The following is a 20754-nucleotide window of genomic DNA, read 5'->3' as shown; positions in this document are numbered from 1 at the left end:
AATAATGGAAAGCGTAAAAGTCGAATCTCAAGAAAAAATGGGAGAATTTTCCTTTATCCGTCGTTTTTTTGCGCCCTTGGCAGGTAAAACCGCTTGGAATCTTGGAGATGATGCCGCTGCGCTTCCGCCACTCTCCTCAGAGAGTTGTTTTGTTGTCTCTGTCGATAATTTAGCAGAAGGGGTGCATTTCTTTCCCGAGGATTCTCCGAGGCGTGTGGCTCAAAAACTGTTGCGCCGAAATCTTTCCGATATGGTTGCAATGGGGGCTGTTCCAAGGGGATATTTCCTTTCTCTGGCCTTTAATCCAGAAAATCTTGATGTCGAAGAGTGGTTTGAAGCTTTTCAGCAGGGACTTGCTTCGGATCAGGAAAAATATGCTCTTTCCCTGCTCGGTGGGGATACGACACGGATTAAAGGTGGGATTTTTTTAAGCATAACGATTGTTGGCGAGGTTCATCAAAAAGGAATTTTGCGCCGTAACGGTGCGCAAATAGGGGATGAGCTTTGGGTGACAGGAACGATCGGTAATTCGGCTTTAGGGTTGTTATGTCGTGAGGGGAAGATTTCTGATTCGGATAATATTTTTGCTGAAAGTTATCTTTTACCCAACCCCCCTGTGAAATTTTTAGTAGGGGATATTGCTTCAGCGGGAATCGATATTTCGGATGGTTTGCTACAAGATTTAGAGCATATCGCGGAACAGTCTCAGGTAGGCATTTCTGTAGATATTTTAGATATTCCGCTTTTGCCTCAGGCTCAGCCATATTTTGAGACTCATCCAGATATTATTTTAGAAGGCGGAGATGATTATCAGCTACTTTTTACGATAAATCCCAAAAATAAAGCCCGTATGATGGCACGGGCAGAAGCAGAAAATATACAAGTTACCTGCATTGGTGAGGTTATTCAGGGAAAAGGACTGTTTCTAAAGAATACAGAGGGGAAGAATTTGAGTGGAAAAGGGGGCTGGCGCCATTTTTAAAGCCCCCTTTTTTTTCTTTAAGGAAGCTCTTTTTCAAAAAGACGGTGAACTTTATAAGGTTCTGGGACGAGGGAATCTTCAATAAGATTTCGCATCGGACGGTCTTTGCTGCGTATCCAGCCAAGCTCTACCCAATCAAAATTCATTCCGGGCAGGCCTTCTCTTTTAATGAGTTCATGGATAGCAAGTCCTGGAAAAAGAGAGCCGAGAACGGTTCCGCGGATTTTGTTGGAAACACCAAGCAGAATAACGCGTCCAGATTTAAAGCGGCCACGTAATAGGCGCCAGCCAATTTTAACCCAGCCTAAAAGGGATGGGGAGGATCCGATACCAGCTGACAGCTCATAAACATTTGGAATGACGAGTGCAATCGCAAGCGCTTCGCCGCCTTTGTTAATTTGAACATAATTGTTGGTATGAATAATCGGCTTCATACGATGCAGCATATCTTTCATTTCATAGTCCTGAAGCGGAACGAAATTGTAGGCTGCATCCCAAGCATCATTATAAAGATCACGCAAAATCTCAGCTTGTTGTTGAATTTGCTTTTTAGAAACTTTTTCAATGGTAACGTCCTTGAGACGTCCTGCCCCGATCTCAAGATTTCCGGGGATTTTATAATTTTGAACCTGTTCTGTTTTAATTTCCAGGCGATAACTTAAAAGATCTTCGGTTTGTGTATATCCAGAAGCCTCAATGAGTTCTGCCAATCCTGGAGGGTGCCATGGCGTTTCGACCATGATTTCTTCTTGCTGCCCTGTCACCATAACGCCGGATTCTCCGTTGGAGCTCAGAGTTAGAGGCCCTCTAACGGTTTTAGTATCCTGGGTCGATAGCCAATCTTCAGCGGCTTTTAAAAGTGCAGCAACAATTCTCGGATCAGGAATACAGTCCAGAGCGCCAAAATATCCAATTTTTGTTTGGAGATATTCTTGAGCGACATGGTCAATCAGCGCAGCAATTCGCCCAACAGGTTTATCATCAACCCAGGCGATAAAATACTGATGCTCACAGTGCCTAAAAAGTGAATTCTTTTTAGGGTGAAGCAGAGCTTCTTGTTCCATCTTTAGCGCTGGAACATAGTCAGTATATTCTGCATACAGTTTCTGTGGCAGGGTAATAAAGAGATTTAAATCTTTTTTCCCTGAGACGAATTTAACATTTATTTCCTGAGAATCGGAAATAAATGAAGATAAGATATTGGAAATGGAAGATTGCATACAGTAAGCTATACGCTTACAAATGACCCAAAAGCTAGTCTTTTGGTGAAAAAATAATAATAGAAAAAGTGAGGCGTAGCGTTGACACAGGATCTTACAGGTATCAGCCGTCATATTTTAATTACAGGCGGCTCAAGTGGCATTGGGGCAGAATTGGCTCGGCAATATGCGGAGCCTGGTGTTGCGGTGACGCTTTGGGGGCGTAATCGCCGCCGTCTATCTCAAATTGCCGCTGAGATACAGGCAAAAGGGGCAACTGTTTTTACCCGTCAGATCGATCTCGAAGATTCTGCCGAGGCTATTAGAGCTTTTGCAGAGGCTGATGATGAGCTTCCTGTTGATATTGCCATCCTCGCTGCAGGTCTTTCACATCTGCGCTCTGCAGGAAAATTAATTGAAAGTGCTGAAAGCGCCTTGGCGATGTCTCAGGTTAATTTCACAACACCTGTCGTCATGGCGTGTGAAGCAGCGGAAAGAATGGGGCGTCGCCGTAAAGGTTCTATCGCTTTTATCGGTTCTGTTGCTTCCTTCCATGATTTGCCTCAGGCCTCTGTTTATTCAGGAACAAAAGCAGGAATTGGCAGATTCAGCACAGCCTTAGCGGCAGCAATGTCACCGCATAATGTGAGTGTTACGCTTATTATTCCTGGTTTTATTGATACGCCGATGAGCCAGCGTCTTAAAGGGGTTGGACGACCTTTCATGCTGACCGTTGAAAAGGCTTCTCAGAAAATCAAAGCGGCAATTGATAACCGTAAAATTACGGTGATTTTCCCTTGGCCTTTTCATGTTGCTCGTTTCTTAGAAGCGATTGCACCACGTCCATTGGTTCACAAAGTATTGCGCATTTTTCACGTGATGCAACGTCCAGAAAAAAAATAATATTTATTTAGGTATTTTTATACTAGGACATAAAAAATAAGGGGTTCAGATTATTTCTATTTATGAAAACTCAGAAGGTTTCCCTTGTAAAATCGTTGCGGTTGATATTGGGGGAACCCATGCTCGTTTTGCTATTGCTACGATAGAAAAAGGGCAGGTTCTTTACATGGAAGAGCCCGTTACGTTTAAATGTGCGGAATATGAGTCACTTGCTTCTGCTTGGAAAGCATTTGAGCAGCAGTTAGATTCTCCAATGCCTCGTAAAGCTGGGATTGCGATTGCATGCCCACTTTCAGGAGAGATTTTAAAAATGACGAATAATCCTTGGATTATTCATCAAAGTAAGCTGGTGCAGGATCTTCAGTTAGATGATTTTGTTTTAGTTAATGATTTCTCTGCTGTTGCGCATGCTGTTGCGCATTTGGACCACACGCATTTTCGTCATCTTTGCGGTCCTGAAGAGAATCTTTCTGGGCATAATGATATTAGTATTGTTGGGCCGGGAACAGGTTTAGGTGTTGCTTTATTGCTCCGTCCGGAAGGGAGGCCTTATCAGGTTGTTGAGACAGAGGGGGGGCATGTTGCTTTTGCACCTCAGAATGAGATTGAAGATAAAATTCTTCAAATTGTTCGAAAAGGCCTCTGCCGTGTTTCTTCAGAAAGAATTGTTTCTGGTCCAGGACTTGCCGCAATTTATAAGGCGTTAGGAGAGATAAAAGGCGTAGAAGTTTCAGATTCGATAGATAATCGCACGCTTTGGGTATCAGCTGTTGATGGTAGCGATTTACTTGCTCGTGAGGCTCTAGATCATTTTTGTCTTTCTTTAGGTTCTGTTGCCGGGGATCTTGTGCTTGCACATGGTTCTTCTGCGCTGGTTATTGGCGGCGGCGTTGGTTTTCGGATTTCACATTATTTAGAGAAATCCGGTTTTGCACAGCGTTTTCAGGCCAAGGGACGTTTTGAAAATTTAATGCGTAAATTTCCTGTGAAAGTTATCACTCATCCCGAACCTGGATTATTTGGTGCAGCAGCAGCTTACGCAACGAAAAATTCTTGAATTTGTCTCATGATTGAAAAATCCCCTTCTTAGGGGATTTTTTTGTTAACTATTTTGTTGCAAGAGCCTGATTAAGTTGTTCAAGCATGGCTTTTCTTTGTGAGGAAGGTAATTCAGCAAGTTGTCGATCTTCTTCTGAATTATTTAAGTGCCCGTTTTGAATGCGTTCTAAACTATCCCGTAATTTAATGGCTGCTTGGCGCTCCTGCTGGCGGGCGGAAAGAGCTGGGGCATAATCATCTTTTACAGTAGGTGTTGAGGTCACGGTGCCATTGGATGGTAAGCTTGGGTTGGAATTATTTTCCATTGCTGTCGGATCTGGGGGAGATAATGGGCTGATATGATGTAACGGCTGATTCCCTGCAATGACTTTTTCGGGCTCTACTTGTTCTTCTGGTTGAGGGGCGAGTGTTTTCTTTGCAGCTGGGTGCTCTGTCTTATCTTTCAATGCCGTTTTTTCTTGCATCACACTTTGTTTGGGTGGTGCATCTGTCTTGAAATCTTTTTGATCCTGCGAGTGAAAATAGCTACATCCCGCTAAAAAGGGGAGGCATAGAAATGATACACGTAATTTATTCTGCATAAGTGTTCTAGTCATCAAATCTGAAAAATCGGAAAAGTTACCCTTTGGGAAAAGGATTTCTTATTATAGCCATATATAGAAACATTATGAATGATTTTTAAAGGCTGAAAAAGAAATAAGGGATGGCTCACGCCATCCCTTATTGATAATTACCTAATTTTTTAACATTAGGAATTATTTTGCTTCAGAAGCATCTGCTTTTTTGTCATGGCAGCAATGCTTTTTCTTGCTGTGCTCTTTTTTGTCATGACATTTGCATTTGTGGTGATGCTTTGCTTTTTTATCGGAATCAGCTTCGGCTTTCGCAGCATGGTCATCAGCTTTTACAGCTTTCGCATCGAGATCTGCAGCTTTTTCATCGGCTTTTGCAGCTTTTTTTGCTACTTTAGCATGTGAAGCATCGGCTTTTGCAACTTCTTTTGAAGCTTTGGCTTTTTGTGCATTGTCTTGTGCAGCCTGTTCATTTTGCTGAGCTGCATCCGCAGCGAAAGCAACAGAAGTAAAAGAAGCTGGAACAACAAAAGCAGCAGCGGCAACGGCTGCGATCAAGGTCTTGTATGAAAGACGCATGAGATTTCTCCTAATAGAAGATTAAAAACAAGGCCTAACATAAAAATCCGGCCCCCTCATTTCTTCACAATTGTGAAGATTGGTTCTAATAATAGAGAGATAATGTCTAATCGGCAAAGAGAATTTAAAGGAATTTGTAGAGGTTGGAGTTTTTCTCAATTCTCTCTCACTTTATGTTTTCTTTATATTTAGCTAAAAGGGCTTTCACGGCATCGGATTATTGTAAATTCATTTTGAAATGCAGTGTTTAATAAACGAGCCTAATTCAGTTATCCATCATAAGCGGTAAAGCGTAAGAAAAGGTAAGATTATGAGAAATTCAGAAGATAACACAGCCATTCCAATGGCATTAGCCTATGATGATGTTCTAATTTCACCGGCCGCCTCTGAAATTTTGCCCTCTCAGGCAAAGGTCAACTCACGTCTTACAAATAAAATTGCTTTAAATATTCCTTTGATTTCCGCTGCGATGGATACGGTGACGGAAGCGGGAATGGCCATTGCCATGGCACAAAATGGTGGCCTTGGTGTTATCCATAAGAATTTACGTCCAAAAGAACAGGCATCACAGGTGCGCCGTGTGAAGCGTTTTGAGGCAGGCATGGTGATTGATCCTGTGACTGTTGGGCCAGATCAAACGCTTTCTGAAGTGAAAAATGTGATGGAGACGCATGGTATTTCTGGTCTTCCCGTGATCGAAAAAGACGGTATTCTTGTTGGTATTTTAACCAATAGAGATATGCGTTTTGCTAAAAATATGGAAATGCGTGTTCGTGATCTGATGACGAGTCAGAATCTTGCAACCATTTCTCCAGAAGCAACCCCATCAGATGCAAAAGATATTTTACAACAAAGACGTATTGAACGTCTTGTCGTCACCGATGATGCAGGCCGTTGCGTTGGTCTTATTACGGTTAAGGATATGGAAAAAGCGCAAGCTTATCCTCTGGCTGTAAAAGATTCTCAAGGACGTTTATTATGCGCCGCGGCTGTTGGGGTTGGAGATGCAGAGTTTGAACGTGCAAAATTATTGATTGAAGCAGGAGTGGATGCCTTATTTGTTGATACCGCACATGGTCATTCAGCAGGTGTTCTGCGTTCTGTTGCGAATTTAAGAGATCATTACCCTGAGCTTCAAATTGTTGCCGGGAATGTTGCTGTTCCAGAAGGCGCTTTAGCCTTGATTAAAGCAGGGGCAGACTGCGTTAAAGTGGGGATTGGTCCGGGATCAATTTGTACAACAAGAATTGTTGCCGGTGTCGGTGTCCCTCAGTTTTCTGCGGTTAAAGAGGTCGCTGCAGCTTGTAAGGAAATGAATATTCCAACCATTGCAGATGGGGGAATTCGTAATTCAGGCGATATCGTTAAAGCCTTAGGTGCTGGGGCAGATATGGTGATGGTTGGCTCTTTGCTTGCCGGTTGTGAGGAAAGCCCGGGTGAAACTTTCTTATATCAGGGCCGCACCTATAAATCCTATCGTGGCATGGGATCTCTCGGTGCAATGGCAAAAGGTTCCGCAGATCGTTACTTCCAAGGTAATGTGCGTGATACTTTGAAACTTGTCCCTGAAGGGATTGAAGGCCAGGTGCCGTATAAAGGCATGATGGGTGAGGTTATTCATCAGCTTGTCGGCGGTCTTCGTGCCGGTATGGGATATGTAGGGGCCGCAGATTTGGATGCGTTAAAGAAAAATGTGCGCTTTAGACAGATTACCAATGCCGGTTTACGTGAAAGCCATGTACATGATGTTTCCATCACACGTGAATCTCCAAACTACCGCTACTAAGCGAACAGAAAATTAAGTCTTTTAAGCTGAGGCGGGATATTTTTATGACACCTGGTGCACGTTTTTCTACGGCCATTGAACTCCTAAATGAAATACGTTCAGCAGGGCGTCGTCCTGCGGATGCTGTTGCCTCGGTATTCTTTAGACAGCGGCGCTATATCGGGAGCGGTGATCGCCGTTTCATCTCAATAATTGTTTGGGGTGTCTTACGTCATTGGCGTCGTATTCATTGGCATTTGATACAACAAAAATTTAAAGGGGAGGAAATTCTTAAGAATCTCTTCTCTGCTAAAAAAGAAGAAAGCGATGAGGAATCTTTTTTTTCATCAAGAGAAATTTGTCTCGCTTTTTCTGTGATGGGAACGGGTAGCGTAAAAGCGCTTCAAGCTTCTTTCGGAACAGGCAAATATGCTGCGGCACCTTTAAGTAAAAATGAACTGACTTTGCTGTCACGTTTGGAAGGGCTTCCTTTCGATCATCAAGATCAATCACCTGCGGTGAGAGGGGAATATCCGGATTGGCTTTCGCCCCTTTTAGAAGAAAGCTTTGGTTCTCCAGAAAAGATCGCAAAAGAAGTTGCCGCAATGCAGGCGGAAGCGCCTTTGGACATTCGGGTTAATCTTTTAAAGGCAACCCGAGAAGAGGCACTTTCTGTGCTTCGTAAAGCTGATTTTCCTGCCGAGATCTCTCCTTTATCGCCTTGGGGCATCAGACTACCATCAAGAAGTGCCATTATGTCTTTGGACTTCTTTAAAAACGGTATTGTCGAAATTCAAGATGAGGGCAGTCAGATTGTTGCCCTCTTGGCAAATGCTAAGCCTGGACAAAGGGTTGTTGATTATTGTGCAGGTGCCGGTGGTAAAACAATGGCGATGGCGATGAATATGGAAAATCGTGGGAAAATTGTTGCCTGTGATGTTTCTGAAGTTCGCCTAAATGGTGCTGTAAAACGTTTGCGCCGGGCCGGTGTTCATAATGTTGAACGCCATTTGCTCGTTGAAGGGGACAAATGGCTCAAACGTCACAAAAAAGATTTTGATCTTGTTGTGATTGATGCCCCCTGTACGGGAACAGGGACATGGCGCCGTAATCCGGATGCCCGCCGGACACTTGCACCGATTGATTTAGAAGAGATTATGCAAAAGCAGGAGGAGGTTCTTGAGAAAGCCTCAAGCCTGCTTAAAATAGGCGGATGCTTGCTTTATGCAACCTGCTCCATTCTTGCAGACGAGAATGAAAAAAGAATTGAGAAATTTCTTAAAACCCATCCTGATTTTCAAATGAAAGATCCTGCAACTATTTCTGTCGATTTACCGGAAATTTTGAAAAAACAATTACAGGAAAAGGGCTATATTCGTTTAACACCCGCACAGCATGAGACGGATGGTTTCTTTGCCTGTTTGCTGGAGCGAAAAGAAGCGGATTAAATTTTAAAACAGGAGGTATTTACCTCCTGTTTTTATGTTATTTTAATTCGAGATCAATAAAGCAAGGTACATGGTCTGAAGGCCTTTCGAAATCTCTTGCCTCTTTCATAATTTCAAGAGAAGCTAATGATTCCCGAAGATCAGGCGTGATCCAAAGATGATCTAAGCGCCTGCCTCGGTTGGATTTTTTCCAGTCTTTGTTGCGATAAGACCACCATGTAAAGAGTTTTTCCGGCTCTGGATGGAGGGTGCGCATCGCATCTATAAACCCCTCCTGTTGCCAGAGATGGCATCTTTCGGTTTCTTCTGGTGTATGGCTGACAATTTTTAAAAGTTGTTTATGAGACCAGACATCATCTGGTAGCGGTGCAACATTTAAATCGCCCATAAGAACAGCTCTTTTGGGTGGGTTTTTAGCAAACCATTCTTTTGCTTCTTCGAGAAAACCAAGCTTATGGGCAAATTTAGGGTTTTCCTCGGGGTCTGGAATATCACCCCCGGCAGGTACATAAAAATTGTGCAAATCAATGTGGCCAGTGGAACTTTCAAGGCGTGCAGCAATATGTCGGCAATCTTGCAGTCCTTGCCATTCAGGAAAATCGTCTAAAAGAGTCAATGGATATTTGGAGAGAATGGCAACGCCATTGTAAGATTTCATCCCTTTAAAGAGGCAATGTTCAAAGCCAATTTTTTGGACGCCTTCCAAGGGGAAAAGGGCATCTGTTACTTTTGTTTCTTGAAGGCAAATGATATCAGGATTTTTTTCTTGAACAATCTTTTCCAGAAGGGGGAGACGTAAGCGCAGAGAATTGATATTCCATGTTAGAATACGTAAATGCTTTGGAAGAGGCGGAGAAGAGATTGATTTTGTCATAGCAAATCACTTTAATTGGTTTGTTGAGAGATGAAAATCTTTTGTTATAAAAAAGAAACTATTTGTCAGATTATAAAAGTCTATGGAACATCCCATTTTTTTATCAGCGGAAGCGCATTCTGACATTCAGGAAAAAGACTTAAAGGGTGTTGAGGCGATCCAAAATGCGCTGAAGACTATTCCTTTTCTCCCAGGTGTTTATCGCATGTTGGGTGAAAAAGGGGAGGTTCTATATGTCGGTAAGGCTTTAAGTCTTAAAAAAAGAGTCACTTCTTATACACGTTTGAGCGCATTGCCAGATCGTTTGCGTCTTATGGTTTCCTTAACGGTTTCAATGGAAATCGTTATCACGGCGAATGAGGCGGAAGCATTATTGCAAGAGGCGAATTTTATTCGCCGGATGAAGCCTAGATTTAACATTTTATTACGGGATGACAAAAGCTATCCTTGGCTAATGCTTGACCCCGGAAAAAATCCCGATTTTCCAAGATTGCTTCGACAGCGTGGTAAGCAAAAAAAGGGTCTGACATATTGGGGGCCTTTTGCAAGCGCTTGGGCGGCAGAACAAACCTTGCAAGTTATACAGCGAAGTTTTCTTCTTCGTACTTGTTCGGATTCTACTTTAGCCTCTCGAACGCGTCCTTGTTTACTTCATCAAATTAAACGTTGTTCGGCACCTTGTGTCGGGAAAATTGAACCAGAGGAATATGGGCATCTGGTTGAAGAAACAAAAGAATTCTTGGCAGGTGGGGGGGCAACCCTTCAGCAACAGCTCGGAAAGGAAATGGCAGAAGCGTCTGAAAATTTAAATTTTGAAAAGGCAGCTTTGCTCCGAGATCGTTTGCGGGCGTTTGGCAATATTAGATCTTCAAACGCTATTAATCCTGCCAGTATTGTTGAGGCGGATGTGATTGCGATTGCACAGGATAAAGGGCGAAGCTGTATTCAGGTTTTTTTTATTCGGGGTGGCAATAGTAACGGCAATCGTGCATTTTATCCGGAACATGCAGCAGATGCGGAGGCAACAGAAATATTATCTGCTTTTCTAGGACAGTTTTACGAGGATAAAATTCCGCCCAAAGAGATTATTTTGAGTGATTATCCTAAAGATGAGTTACTCTTACTCGAAGCGTTGGAAATTCGAAGAGAAAAGAAATTATTTTTCCGTTTCCCACAACGTGGAGATCGTAAGGCTGTTCTTGATTATGCCATTATGAATGCAAAAGAGGCTCTTGCACGACATTTATCTGAAAAACTTTCCCAAGAAAAAATTTTAAAGCAGCTTCAAGAAGTCGCAAATTTAAAGGCTCATCCTGAACGTATCGAAATTTATGATAACTCTCACATCATGGGGACTTCACCTTATGGGGTTATGGTGGTGGCTGGTAGGGATGGCTTTATGCGGAATGCTTATCGGAAATTTTCAATTCAGACAGCCAAGGCAGGCGATGATTTTGGCATGATGAAAGAGGTCATGCAACGTCGTTTCTTGCGTATGAGCGCAGAGGAAAGAGAAGGTGAGACCGAGGACTGGACAAGGCCGGATCTTTTACTCATTGATGGAGGAAAAGGACAGGTAAGCGCTGTTAAAGAAATTCTGCAATCATTGGGGATTTCAAATATTCCCGTGATGGGAATTGCAAAGGGGCCAGATCGTAATGCGGGAAGAGAATGGTTCTTTGTTGACGGAAAAGATCCTTTTCAACTTCCTTCAGAGGACTTGCTTCTTTATTATTTACAGCGTTTAAGGGATGAGGCGCATCGTTTTGCGATCACAACGCATCGGAAAGGGAGAGGTAAGGCTTTTTTACATTCAAAACTTGAAGATGTTCCAGGTGTTGGGAATAAACGGCGTCGTGCGCTTCTTGCGCGTTTTGGATCTCTTAAAAATATTGGACAGGCGACAGTTGAGGAGCTGGAGCAAGTGCCGGGTGTAAGCAGGCGTCTATCTCAAGAAATTTATGATTATTTTCACATTTCAGAAAGGGAGGGTGAAATAAACCCGTAATGTATAATTCTAACATGCTTCCAAATCTCTTGACACTTTTAAGAGTTGTTGCAATTCCCATTATTATTCTTTTTTTAGCTTTTGAAACGTCTTTTTGGCGTGTGATGTGTTGCGGACTATTTATTCTCGCCTGTGTTACGGATTATCTGGATGGGGCACTCGCAAGACGCCAAAAAGTTCAATCTGAGCTGGGTCGTATTATGGACCCAATCGCCGATAAATTATTGGTAGCATGCTTACTTTTAGTCTTGGCCGGTTTAGGTCATCTTTCGGATTATGGAACGCTTTATGCGGCTATTTTAATTTTATTTAGGGAAATTATGGTTGGTGGTTTGAGAGATTATGCTTCCGCCGCAGGGTCTAAAATTCCAACAATACGTATTGCAAAATGGAAAACAGCCGTTCAAATGACAGGTTTAGGATTTTTGATCGTAGGGAAGTCTGGTGGGGTCTGGCTTGGGCTTCCTCAGGTTCCTGTTACTTTGATCGGTGCTGTTTTATTATGGATCTCTGTTATTCCAACTTGGATTTCCGGTTTGATTTATTTGCGCTACGCTGTTCAAATCTTTCGTCAAGAAGGAGCTAAGCAATAAAAAACGTCTCTAAAAACCCTTATCAGAAATATGTTGGTATGCGCTCTGCTTGTTTAGGGAGAGTTTCTCTTTTATCTCTTTTGCTGTTATCCGGCTGCGGCGGTATAGGGCACTTACTTATGGATATGGTTTGGCCATGGCAGGAAAATGGTCCAAAACATGGTGGAGAAAATTTCAAGAGATCTCACGGCAAAAAGGAAATTGCTGTGACACCTATTCTACCGCAGTCAGGTAATATTTGGAACGATCATCCTGAATCGGTTCCAACCTTGATGGATGTCGATAATCCGAATAGTGAATTTAATCGCAATTACGGAAAAACGACAAAACATTTAGATAATGACCTCAATAAAATTTTTCCTGAAAATCAACTCCCTGTTGGTGGAAAGCTTGCGCTAGGGGAAGATGAAGATATACGATTAGGCAATCGGCAGGATCCTTTACCAGATGCGGCTTCAAAATATATTGAAGGGCCGAACACCCATGTTGTTGCTATTCCAAACGGTGATGGAACTGTAACGATGGTTGCGCCGGATGGATCTGTTAAAGTAATTTCTGAAAAAGAATTTTTAGATACCGCACCGCCAGGCTCAGATATCCCACCCGTTAAGAAAAAAACATCGAATGTTAAGAGGAAGAACCCAAATCGCAAAACAAAGTAAAATCTGAGTATTTTAATAGGTTAAATTTGGTCTTTGTTTTTCTCCGGACTTGACCTTTTGCTGGAAAATCTTCATTAATCAGACATTAACCGAATGTGAAGGCTGAATAAAAAGAGGCCTAATATCTTTAATATTCGGACTCTATAAGAATTCAGGTAAGAAAATTATGGCCAAAACGAATGTAATCAAAATCCGCCTCGTATCCTCTGCTGATACAGGCTACTTCTATGTAACACGCAAAAATGCACGTTCTGCAACAGGCAAAATGGAACTTAAGAAATATGATCCAGTTGCACGTAAGCACGTGATTTTTAAAGAAGCTAAAATCAAATAATTTTAGCACTTTAAATTTGAAGTATTCTCAAAGGGGATAGTCGGTTGATTACTGACTTATCCCCTTTGTGCCACCTGGCGCAGTTGCTGGATAGGGAATGAGGATTTCATCCATGGTGCTGTGATTAAGCATCGCCCGGCTTCGCTCATCAAGAAGGTCTCGATCGAGAGCCTGAGATCCAAGTGACTTGACGTGATTAAGCCAGTTCTCTTCTTCTCGTTTTGATTTAGCGAGCTGTTTTTCTGCGTCTTCAAGCTGATGCTGGTAAATGAGGGAAGCTCTGCTGCCATGTAAGCCTTCGCTTCGACTCCAAATAAAATAAAATGCTAGAAGCAAAAAAAAGCAAGCGGGCAACAAATTCTTGCAAAGGTGACCCAAGAAAGTAAAAATTTTTTTCATTTCTAGACACACAAAAAACGGCAGAGATGAATTTCCCTGCCGTTCCTTTGTAGTGATTCTCTACTGAAAAATCAAAACCAAATCAATTTAAAGCTTATGCTTTGAATTTTTTAGGCAGAATTGATTTCCCTGCATAGGCTGCATCTTCTCCCAATTCTTCTTCAATACGGAGAAGCTGGTTGTATTTTGCAACACGGTCAGAGCGAGAGAGAGAGCCTGTTTTGATCTGGCCGCAATTTGTAGCGACAGCCAAGTCTGCGATGGTTGTGTCTTCTGTTTCACCAGAACGGTGGCTGAGGACACATTTATAAGCAGAAAAATGAGCCAACTGAATAGCATCAAGTGTTTCTGTTAATGTACCGATTTGGTTAGGTTTAACCAAGAGCGCATTTGCGACTTCTTTTTGAAGACCTTCTTCAAGGCGTTTACGGTTTGTAACAAAAAGATCGTCACCGACAAGGTTAACCCTGTCTCCTAAGCGATCTGTAAGCTCTTTCCAGCCTTCCCAATCATCTTCGGCCAAACCATCTTCAATGGAGGCGATTGGAAATTCTTCAACCAACTTTTCAAGAAGGTCAATCAACTGAGAGGAGGTTAGGGAATCTTTCCCTTCATTAATGACGTAGCGGCCATCTTTGTAGAATTCGCTTGCAGCGCAATCTAAAGCAAAGGTGACATCTTTACGTGGTTCGTAACCAGAATCTTTAATTGCTTCGGTGAGGAAGTTAAGAACTTCACTTGGGGAAACAATGTTAGGAGCAAAACCGCCTTCGTCACCAACATTGGTGTTGAGGCCAGCGGCTTTAAGCTTGTTTTTCAGACTTGCAAAAATTTCTGCACCCATACGAAGGGCATCCGAAAATGTTTTGGCACCAACAGGCTGAATCATAAATTCTTGGAAATCAAGAGGATTATCAGCATGTTCACCGCCATTGATGACATTCATCATTGGAACAGGAAGAATGTGGGCAAAAGTACCGCCAACATAACGATATAATGGCTGAGCTGTGAGTTCAGCGGCTGCTTTTGCAACGGCTAAAGAAACGCCCAATGTTGCATTTGCACCTAAACGGTTTTTATTATGGGTACCGTCAAGCTGAGAAAGGATTCGGTCAAGGCCAACTTGATCTAAGGCGTCAAGACCTAGAATATTTTCGGCAATTTCACCATTCACAGCGTCTACTGCTTGAAGAACGCCTTTACCATGGAAGCGTTTTTTATCACCATCACGTTTTTCAACAGCTTCATGCTGTCCTGTGGAAGCTCCTGAAGGAACGGCGGCGCGGCCAGAAACGCCAGATTCCAAAATAACTTCAACTTCTACTGTTGGATTTCCTCGGCTATCCAGGATCTCACGTCCTGTTACGGATATAATTGAGCTCATGAAATTATCCTTTTCATATATCTAATAGAACCTGAACTGGGGAACCGATTTATATACACCAGTTAAGGGTGCCTAAAGCATAGTCCTTCTAGGCTTTTTTTTATAGATATATCTGACTTATAGAGAGATTTTTTTTACGCAGTGATCAAGCATTTGTAATTCTTGAAGAAGAGGGAAAAGTGCTTTTAAAGGAAGCATACAGGCCCCATCACTTGGCGCTTTATCAGGATCTGGATGGGTCTCAAGAAAAAGGGCGGAAATGCCTATAGCAACAGCGGCTTTTGATAGGGGAGCAATAAATTCTCTTTGCCCACCGCTTTCGGAGCCACGCTCACCCGGCATTTGAACAGAATGAGTTCCGTCAAAAACGATTGGGCAGCCTGTTTCTTTCATAATTGAAAGGCTCCGCATATCTACAACGAGATTGCCATAGCCAAAACTTGTGCCACGTTCGCAAAGAAAAATATTTTGATTGCCTGTTGTTTTTATTTTTTCCACAGCACCTTGCATTTGCCAAGGTGCCATAAACTGACCTTTTTTAATATTTACAGGTTTTCCCGTATGCCCCGCAGCTAAGAGCAGATCTGTTTGACGGCATAAAAAAGCAGGAATTTGAAGAATATCAACAACAGAGGCAACTTCAGCGCATTGTTCGGGCAGATGAACATCTGTCAAAATAGGTAGGCCTGTTGTTTCTCTGACCTCGTGAAGAATATCTAGACCTTTAGAAAGTCCTACGCCTCTTTTTGAGGAAATGGAGCTACGATTTGCCTTATCAAAACTGCTTTTGTAAACAAGGCCAATTTTTAAGGCTGTGCAAACTTCCTTAAGGGAAAGAGCAACCTCTAAAGCGTGTTGGCGTGATTCAATTTGGCAAGGGCCGGCAATTAAAGAAAAGGGAAGATTTTCCCCAATCTCTAATTGTCCGAGAGTAACTTTCATCCAGCGTTTTTCTCTAAATGATGTTTTGCCGCAGCTTGGATAAAGCTTACAAAAAGAGGATGGGGATCAAATGGTTTTGATTTAAGTTCAGGGTGATACTGAACGGCAATAAACCAAGGGTGATCCGGATACTCAACGGCTTCAGCCAGGCATCCATCAGGGGACATGCCGCTAAAAATAAGACCTGTTTTTTCCAGTTGGTCTTTATAGTCGCTATTAACTTCCCAGCGATGGCGATGGCGTTCTGAAATTTTTTCAGAGCCATAAATTTTGGCAATATGGGAATCCTTTTGCAATTGTGCAGGATAGGCACCAAGACGCATTGTGCCGCCAAGATTTTGAGGAGCATTTTCCTTGCCGTGGTAAGCCTGTTCCAACTCAACGATCATAGGTGTTTTTTGCTGATCAAATTCTGTTGAAGAGGCATCTTTAATTCCGGCAAGGGATCGAGCGCATTCGATCACACTGAGCTGCATGCCAAGACAAATTCCGAAAAGCGGAATCTTGTTTTCACGTGCAAAACGGATAGATTCGATCTTTCCTTCTGTCCCACGCTCTCCGAAACCACCTGGAATAAGAATGCCATCTGCATCTGAAAGTTGCTTTTGGCATTCTTCTTGACTCGTGAGATCTTCTGCATTGACCCAGATGATCTCAACTTTTCGATTGTTGGCAACGCCTGCGTGTAGAAGGGCTTCGGACAGAGATTTATAACTATCAAGGAGGGAAGTATATTTTCCTGCAATCTTAATGGTTACTTTTTTGCTCTCATTGCGGAGAACGGAAACAAAACGATCCCATTTTTCTAAATTGGGTTCAGATTTAGATTCAAGATGGAAATATTTTAGAACTTCATTATCCAGACCCTGTTCATGATAGGCTGAAGGGCAGGCATAAATGGTATCAACATCCCTTGCGGCAATCACAGCACTTGGAGAGACATTGCAGAAATTTGCAATTTTCTGGCGTTCGCTCTCAGGGATAGGCCTGTCGCAACGGCAGAGAAGAATTTGAGGCTGAAGACCAACATGCTGTAACTCTCTGACAGAATGTTGCGTTGGCTTTGTTTTTAGTTCACCGGCGCTTGGGATATAAGGCAATAAGGTTAAGTGAAGGCATAAAGAACGTTCGGCACCGATTTCGTTACGGAGCTGGCGGATTGCCTCAAGAAAAGGTTGGCTTTCAATATCGCCAACAGTTCCACCGATTTCTGTTAAAACGAAATCATAGCCATCCGTATCACGTAAGATAATATCTTTAATGGCATCCGTAATATGTGGAATAACCTGAACGGTTGCACCCAGATAGTCGCCACGGCGTTCTTTTGCAATGACGTTGGAGTAAATACGGCCTGTCGTTGCATTATCGCTCTGCTTGGCATTTACACCTGTAAAACGTTCATAATGACCGAGATCTAAGTCTGTTTCAGCACCGTCATCGGTAACAAAAACTTCTCCATGCTGATAAGGACTCAAGGTGCCTGGATCAACATTGAGATAGGGATCGAGTTTGCGGATGCGGATTTTGTAGCCACGGCTCTGAAGTAAAGCGCCAAGGGCAGCAGCAGCAATTCCTTTTCCAAGCGAGGAAACAACACCGCCGGTGATAAAAATAAAACGTGTCATAATTCTCTATATTTTTAAGAAGATTTAGATGGGGTTGTATTTTGATGCTGCACAGGTGCAGGTGGAGATGAAAGAATATCTTTCTGGTGATTAACAGCACCACGATTAAGCACTGCAAGCGCTAAACACAGGCACATAAAAATAGTCGCTAAGATTGTTGTGGCATGTGTTAAAAGATTCGCCGCTCCACGTCCGGTCATCAGACCGCCACTTCCACCGCCGCCGATACCCAAGCCGCCCCCTTCACTACGTTGGAGGAGGATAAAGCCGATTAAGGCAATGGTAACAATAAGATTGATAATAAGAAGTGCTGTAGTCATTGTGAGCTGGTTATACCTAAAAAAAGAGAGAAGGCAAATGAGGCAAGATGAAGGCGCATCCGTACTTTAGTTTGTATTTTGCCTTTTCAGAGCAACTGTCGCAACCGCTTGATGATAAACTTCTAAAAAAGAATCAACATGCAAACTGGCCCGTCCCAGAAGAACGCCATTAATTTCTTTAAGACTTAAAATATCGGAGACATTTTGTGCATTTACGGATCCCCCATAAAAGACAACAGGTGCTGCTTCAGGATTTTTTTTAAGTAAAATTTCTTTAATTTCTTTTGCCGCTCTTGCGATTGCAGGGATCGGCGCCGCATTTTTTTGTCCGATAGCCCAAATGGGTTCATAAGAAAGGAATCCCGAAAAATGCTCAGGAACCGAATCTTCAATTTGTTTTTTTAAAAACTCAGATGTCTTTCCGCTGTCTCTCACAAGAGAATTTTCACCGATACAGATAATCGGTTTTATCCCAGCGGCCTGTGCTGCTTGCGCTTTGCGACAGATTTCATCGCAACTTTCTCGATTATGTTTTCGACGCTCGGAATGTCCCAGAATGACAAAATCAACCCCTAGATCTGCGAGCATTGTTGCTGAAATAGAGCCTGTTCTTGGGGTATCTGTTGGATAGGAGCAGTTTTGCGCACCAAGCGGAAAATTGTATTCTCCCTGCTCTTCTTCCTTTGAAAGAAACGTTCCGATTCGATCTAAAAGGGTAAAAGGAGGGCAGATAATCGGAGAAAGATCTGGGGCATATATTTTTTTGATCCCGTTTATAATACCTGCCGTAACCTGATCTGCTTCATGGCATGTGCCATTCATTTTCCAGTTTCCGATTATGTAATGCTTTGATAATGGGGTATGAAGAGAGGCGGGCATGAACAGGGAGTCCTTGTCAGGTTTGCTTACTTATATACAGAAGAAAAATCATGGGTCATTGTTTCCCAGTCACGGATCGTCATATATTTTCAAGGAAACATATCGTATTTTCAAAACAAAAGGCAGGGGGTCCCTGTCTCTTTGTGCGTGTTTGTATATAGTAGATCTTTCTCTAAATTTATTGGACTTAATTGAGTTTCATTGATGATTACGGCTCTGCGGCATTTATTTGTAGATTCTTGGTTGGGACGTCTTATGGCGTTACTGACTTTTTTTGCCTTCGTTGTGTGGGGAGGGAATAGTATTTTCAATCTCTCAACAGGAACATCGGAGGATGCACTTGTTTCTGTGGGGGACGAAGTTGTTAAAGCATCGGATTTTGAGCGTCTTTTAGATCTCAGGCAAAAAATTCTGGCCGATAAATTCCAAAATGCAAAATGGATTTACAGTCAGGAAAGTGTTGCCCAACTTGGGCAAGTGACGCTCTCTTCTATGGTTAATTCTTTGGCTTCTATGCAAGCTGCTAAATCGGCTGGCTTTATCGTCAGTGATGAGCGTGTCAGAGAACGTGTTTTTTCAGACCCACAATTCAAAGGGGAAGATGGAAATTTTGACCCTGTGAAAATGAATATGCTTTTGCAGGCGAATGGTCAGACCCATGAAGATCTTATTAAGCAGGTTCGTCAAGAACTTTACGAGGAAGCTGTTTTAGAAGGGCTCGGAAACTCTGTTCAAAGTTCTAAAGTGATCTCTGACTATTTAAGCCGTTATTTTGGAAGAAGTTACCAGATCGACGCGGTTCATTTTTCGGTCAACATGTCAGATGCCTCTTCTATGACTCCGAAAGAGGCACAGTTGAAACGTTTTTATCTGAATCATGCTTCTTTATTTCGGGTGCCAGAATACCGCCATATTACAGTTGCTGTTTTGACAAAGGAAAAGGCCGCTTCATCTATAGAGGTTTCTTCAGAAATGTTGCATCGTCTATATGATGAGCGCCAGCATTTATACAATGTGCCGCAAACACGTGATGTGAATATTTTGACCTTTAAAAATGAAAAAGAGGCAAGGGAATGCAAGAAACATTGGCATAAAGGTTTAAGTTGGCAAAAATTGAGTCAGGTATGCTCTGAAGGCGTTTCTGCTTCTTTGTCCAAAGCAAGGAAGTCAGATATTCCTTCTGACCATTTGGCTGAGACGGTCTTTACAGCTCAGGTAAACGTTCTTGAGGGGCCGATCTCTCTAGATAGGCAGTTTGCTATTCTTTTAGTGGATAATGTTTATGCGCCTAAAAACCGTTCCTTTGAGGAGGTTCGTCCAGAATTAACAAAGGAAATTCAGGTCTCCGGCACAGCGGAAGCTTTTCGTCAGAAATTAGGAGAGTTTGAAGAAGCAATTGCCGGCACAGGCAATTTGAACAAATTATCGCCAAAATTAGGTCTGGAAATTTTTTCAGCGACCTTAGATTCTGAAGGGAAGACACCTGCTAATCGAGAAGTGGTTATTCCTGGTGGCGCAACGCTTCAAAAAGAAATCTTGAGAGAGGCATTTGTGCATAAACAGGGGGATATGCCTCAGGTTATCAGTAATGATGAACGGGCTTATGCGATTTCTGTTGATGAAACTTCGCCCGCACGTTTACAGGAATTTCAAGAAATTAAAGAGGATGTGATCCAAAAATGGCGAGAGGCCGAGGCATTACATTTATCTGAGGTTCAGGCTACAAATTTGCTCCAAGATGCTAAGACACATTCCTTAAAGCAAAGCTTGGATCAGTCTGGTATTAAAGGGGGAGAATATCGTAAAGATTTAACTGTTTCTCGGATGAAGTCATCCTCAGGAATTTCCAATCGTTTAGCGAATCGTATTTTGACATCAGATTCAGAAAAAGTTGTTATGGATCAGGATGGATCAGAATTTTGGATCGTAAAAATAACAAAAATTGTCCCTTTGCCGTCTCAGGAGGAATCAAAGATGTCTTCTGACCTTCAGCAAAAGGCAACAGAGTCGCTTCGAGGAGATATTACAGAGAATTTAGGTAGATTTTACATTGGTAAATATCAGCCTAAAAATTTCAATGTTAAACGTTATCAAGAGATAATTTCCCATTTTGTACGTTAATTCTTGCCGACTTAAGGGATCGTAAAATCTTTTTTATGATGATTTTACTTGAGAAAGCTGTTGTTGCTCGGCAAGAAGGAAGCGATCACTCTCGTTTTGAAAGAAA

The 20754-nt window shown here is 42.4% G+C and carries 20 protein-coding genes; 10 read left to right on the top strand and 10 right to left on the bottom strand.

Features of this window, described 5'->3' with window-relative positions; genetic code table 11:
- Positions 1–4 precede the first annotated feature (4 nt).
- The gene (gene thiL, locus FAI41_01100; protein ID QCE32291.1) at positions 5–982 is read left to right on the top strand and encodes a thiamine-phosphate kinase; all 978 of its coding nucleotides are present in this window, start codon (positions 5–7) and stop codon (positions 980–982) included.
- 17 nt (positions 983–999) lie between these two features.
- Here thiL and FAI41_01095 read toward each other — a convergent pair whose 3' ends face one another.
- The gene (locus FAI41_01095) at positions 1000–2202 is read right to left on the bottom strand and encodes a hypothetical protein (GenBank protein QCE32290.1); all 1203 of its coding nucleotides are present in this window, start codon (positions 2200–2202) and stop codon (positions 1000–1002) included.
- A gap of 81 nt (positions 2203–2283) precedes the next feature.
- Between FAI41_01095 and FAI41_01090 the strand changes: the two genes are divergently transcribed.
- Both FAI41_01090 and glk read left to right on the top strand, forming a co-directional pair.
- Positions 2284–3084, top strand: coding sequence for an SDR family NAD(P)-dependent oxidoreductase (locus FAI41_01090; GenBank protein ID QCE32289.1), 801 nt, complete (start codon positions 2284–2286; stop codon positions 3082–3084).
- Between the two features lie 58 nt (positions 3085–3142).
- Positions 3143–4141: a glucokinase gene (glk, locus tag FAI41_01085; GenBank protein QCE32288.1), complete on the top strand. Its 999-nt coding sequence runs from the start codon at positions 3143–3145 to the stop codon at positions 4139–4141.
- A 49-nt stretch (positions 4142–4190) separates the two neighbouring features.
- Here the strand turns inward: glk and FAI41_01080 are convergent, their stop codons facing one another.
- Both FAI41_01080 and FAI41_01075 read right to left on the bottom strand, forming a co-directional pair.
- Entirely contained in the window at positions 4191–4724 is a 534-nt protein-coding gene (locus FAI41_01080) for a hypothetical protein (GenBank protein ID QCE32287.1), read from the bottom strand.
- Between the two features lie 174 nt (positions 4725–4898).
- Complete coding sequence (locus FAI41_01075; GenBank protein QCE32286.1) at positions 4899–5294, bottom strand: hypothetical protein; 396 nt, start codon at positions 5292–5294, stop codon at positions 4899–4901.
- Between the two features lie 310 nt (positions 5295–5604).
- On the opposite strand from FAI41_01075, the gene guaB reads away from it, so the two are divergent.
- On the top strand, positions 5605–7080 hold the full coding sequence (guaB, locus tag FAI41_01070) for an IMP dehydrogenase (protein ID QCE32285.1): 1476 nt from the start codon (positions 5605–5607) through the stop codon (positions 7078–7080).
- Between the two features lie 44 nt (positions 7081–7124).
- Positions 7125–8507, top strand: a complete 1383-nt coding sequence (locus FAI41_01065; GenBank protein ID QCE32284.1) for an RsmB/NOP family class I SAM-dependent RNA methyltransferase — start codon at positions 7125–7127, stop codon at positions 8505–8507.
- Between the two features lie 37 nt (positions 8508–8544).
- Here FAI41_01065 and xth read toward each other — a convergent pair whose 3' ends face one another.
- On the bottom strand, positions 8545–9381 hold the full coding sequence (gene xth, locus FAI41_01060; protein QCE32283.1) for an exodeoxyribonuclease III: 837 nt from the start codon (positions 9379–9381) through the stop codon (positions 8545–8547).
- A gap of 82 nt (positions 9382–9463) precedes the next feature.
- Between xth and uvrC the strand changes: the two genes are divergently transcribed.
- The 4 genes from uvrC to rpmG all read left to right on the top strand — a co-directional run bounded on the left by uvrC (position 9464) and on the right by rpmG (position 12978).
- A complete protein-coding gene (gene uvrC / locus FAI41_01055) occupies positions 9464–11389 on the top strand; it encodes an excinuclease ABC subunit UvrC (protein ID QCE32282.1) in 1926 nt (641 codons plus the stop codon).
- A gap of 14 nt (positions 11390–11403) precedes the next feature.
- Positions 11404–11982, top strand: a complete 579-nt coding sequence (gene pgsA / locus FAI41_01050; GenBank protein QCE33749.1) for a CDP-diacylglycerol--glycerol-3-phosphate 3-phosphatidyltransferase — start codon at positions 11404–11406, stop codon at positions 11980–11982.
- Positions 11983–12020: 38 nt separating this feature from the next.
- Positions 12021–12644, top strand: a complete 624-nt coding sequence (locus FAI41_01045; protein ID QCE32281.1) for a hypothetical protein — start codon at positions 12021–12023, stop codon at positions 12642–12644.
- Positions 12645–12810: 166 nt separating this feature from the next.
- A complete protein-coding gene (gene rpmG / locus FAI41_01040) occupies positions 12811–12978 on the top strand; it encodes a 50S ribosomal protein L33 (protein QCE32280.1) in 168 nt (55 codons plus the stop codon).
- A gap of 48 nt (positions 12979–13026) precedes the next feature.
- Here rpmG and FAI41_01035 read toward each other — a convergent pair whose 3' ends face one another.
- The 6 genes from FAI41_01035 to FAI41_01010 form a co-directional block, all read right to left on the bottom strand.
- Positions 13027–13377: a septation inhibitor protein gene (locus FAI41_01035; protein ID QCE32279.1), complete on the bottom strand. Its 351-nt coding sequence runs from the start codon at positions 13375–13377 to the stop codon at positions 13027–13029.
- A 94-nt stretch (positions 13378–13471) separates the two neighbouring features.
- Positions 13472–14761: a phosphopyruvate hydratase gene (locus tag FAI41_01030; GenBank protein QCE32278.1), complete on the bottom strand. Its 1290-nt coding sequence runs from the start codon at positions 14759–14761 to the stop codon at positions 13472–13474.
- Between the two features lie 117 nt (positions 14762–14878).
- Complete coding sequence (locus tag FAI41_01025; protein QCE32277.1) at positions 14879–15703, bottom strand: 3-deoxy-8-phosphooctulonate synthase; 825 nt, start codon at positions 15701–15703, stop codon at positions 14879–14881.
- Positions 15700–17328, bottom strand: a complete 1629-nt coding sequence (locus tag FAI41_01020) for a CTP synthase (GenBank protein QCE32276.1) — start codon at positions 17326–17328, stop codon at positions 15700–15702. The genes FAI41_01025 and FAI41_01020 overlap by 4 nt, the downstream gene beginning before the upstream one ends.
- Positions 17329–17342: 14 nt before the next feature.
- Positions 17343–17648, bottom strand: coding sequence for a preprotein translocase subunit SecG (secG, locus tag FAI41_01015; protein ID QCE32275.1), 306 nt, complete (start codon positions 17646–17648; stop codon positions 17343–17345).
- A 66-nt stretch (positions 17649–17714) separates the two neighbouring features.
- Complete coding sequence (locus tag FAI41_01010; protein QCE32274.1) at positions 17715–18527, bottom strand: triosephosphate isomerase; 813 nt, start codon at positions 18525–18527, stop codon at positions 17715–17717.
- A 204-nt stretch (positions 18528–18731) separates the two neighbouring features.
- Between FAI41_01010 and FAI41_01005 the strand changes: the two genes are divergently transcribed.
- Entirely contained in the window at positions 18732–20648 is a 1917-nt protein-coding gene (locus FAI41_01005) for a hypothetical protein (protein ID QCE32273.1), read from the top strand.
- Positions 20649–20754 lie beyond the last annotated feature (106 nt).

This window comes from Acetobacteraceae bacterium, from assembly GCA_004843165.1.
Taxonomy (GTDB): Bacteria; Pseudomonadota; Alphaproteobacteria; order Acetobacterales; family Acetobacteraceae.
This window is presented reverse-complemented; position numbering and strand designations above follow the sequence as displayed.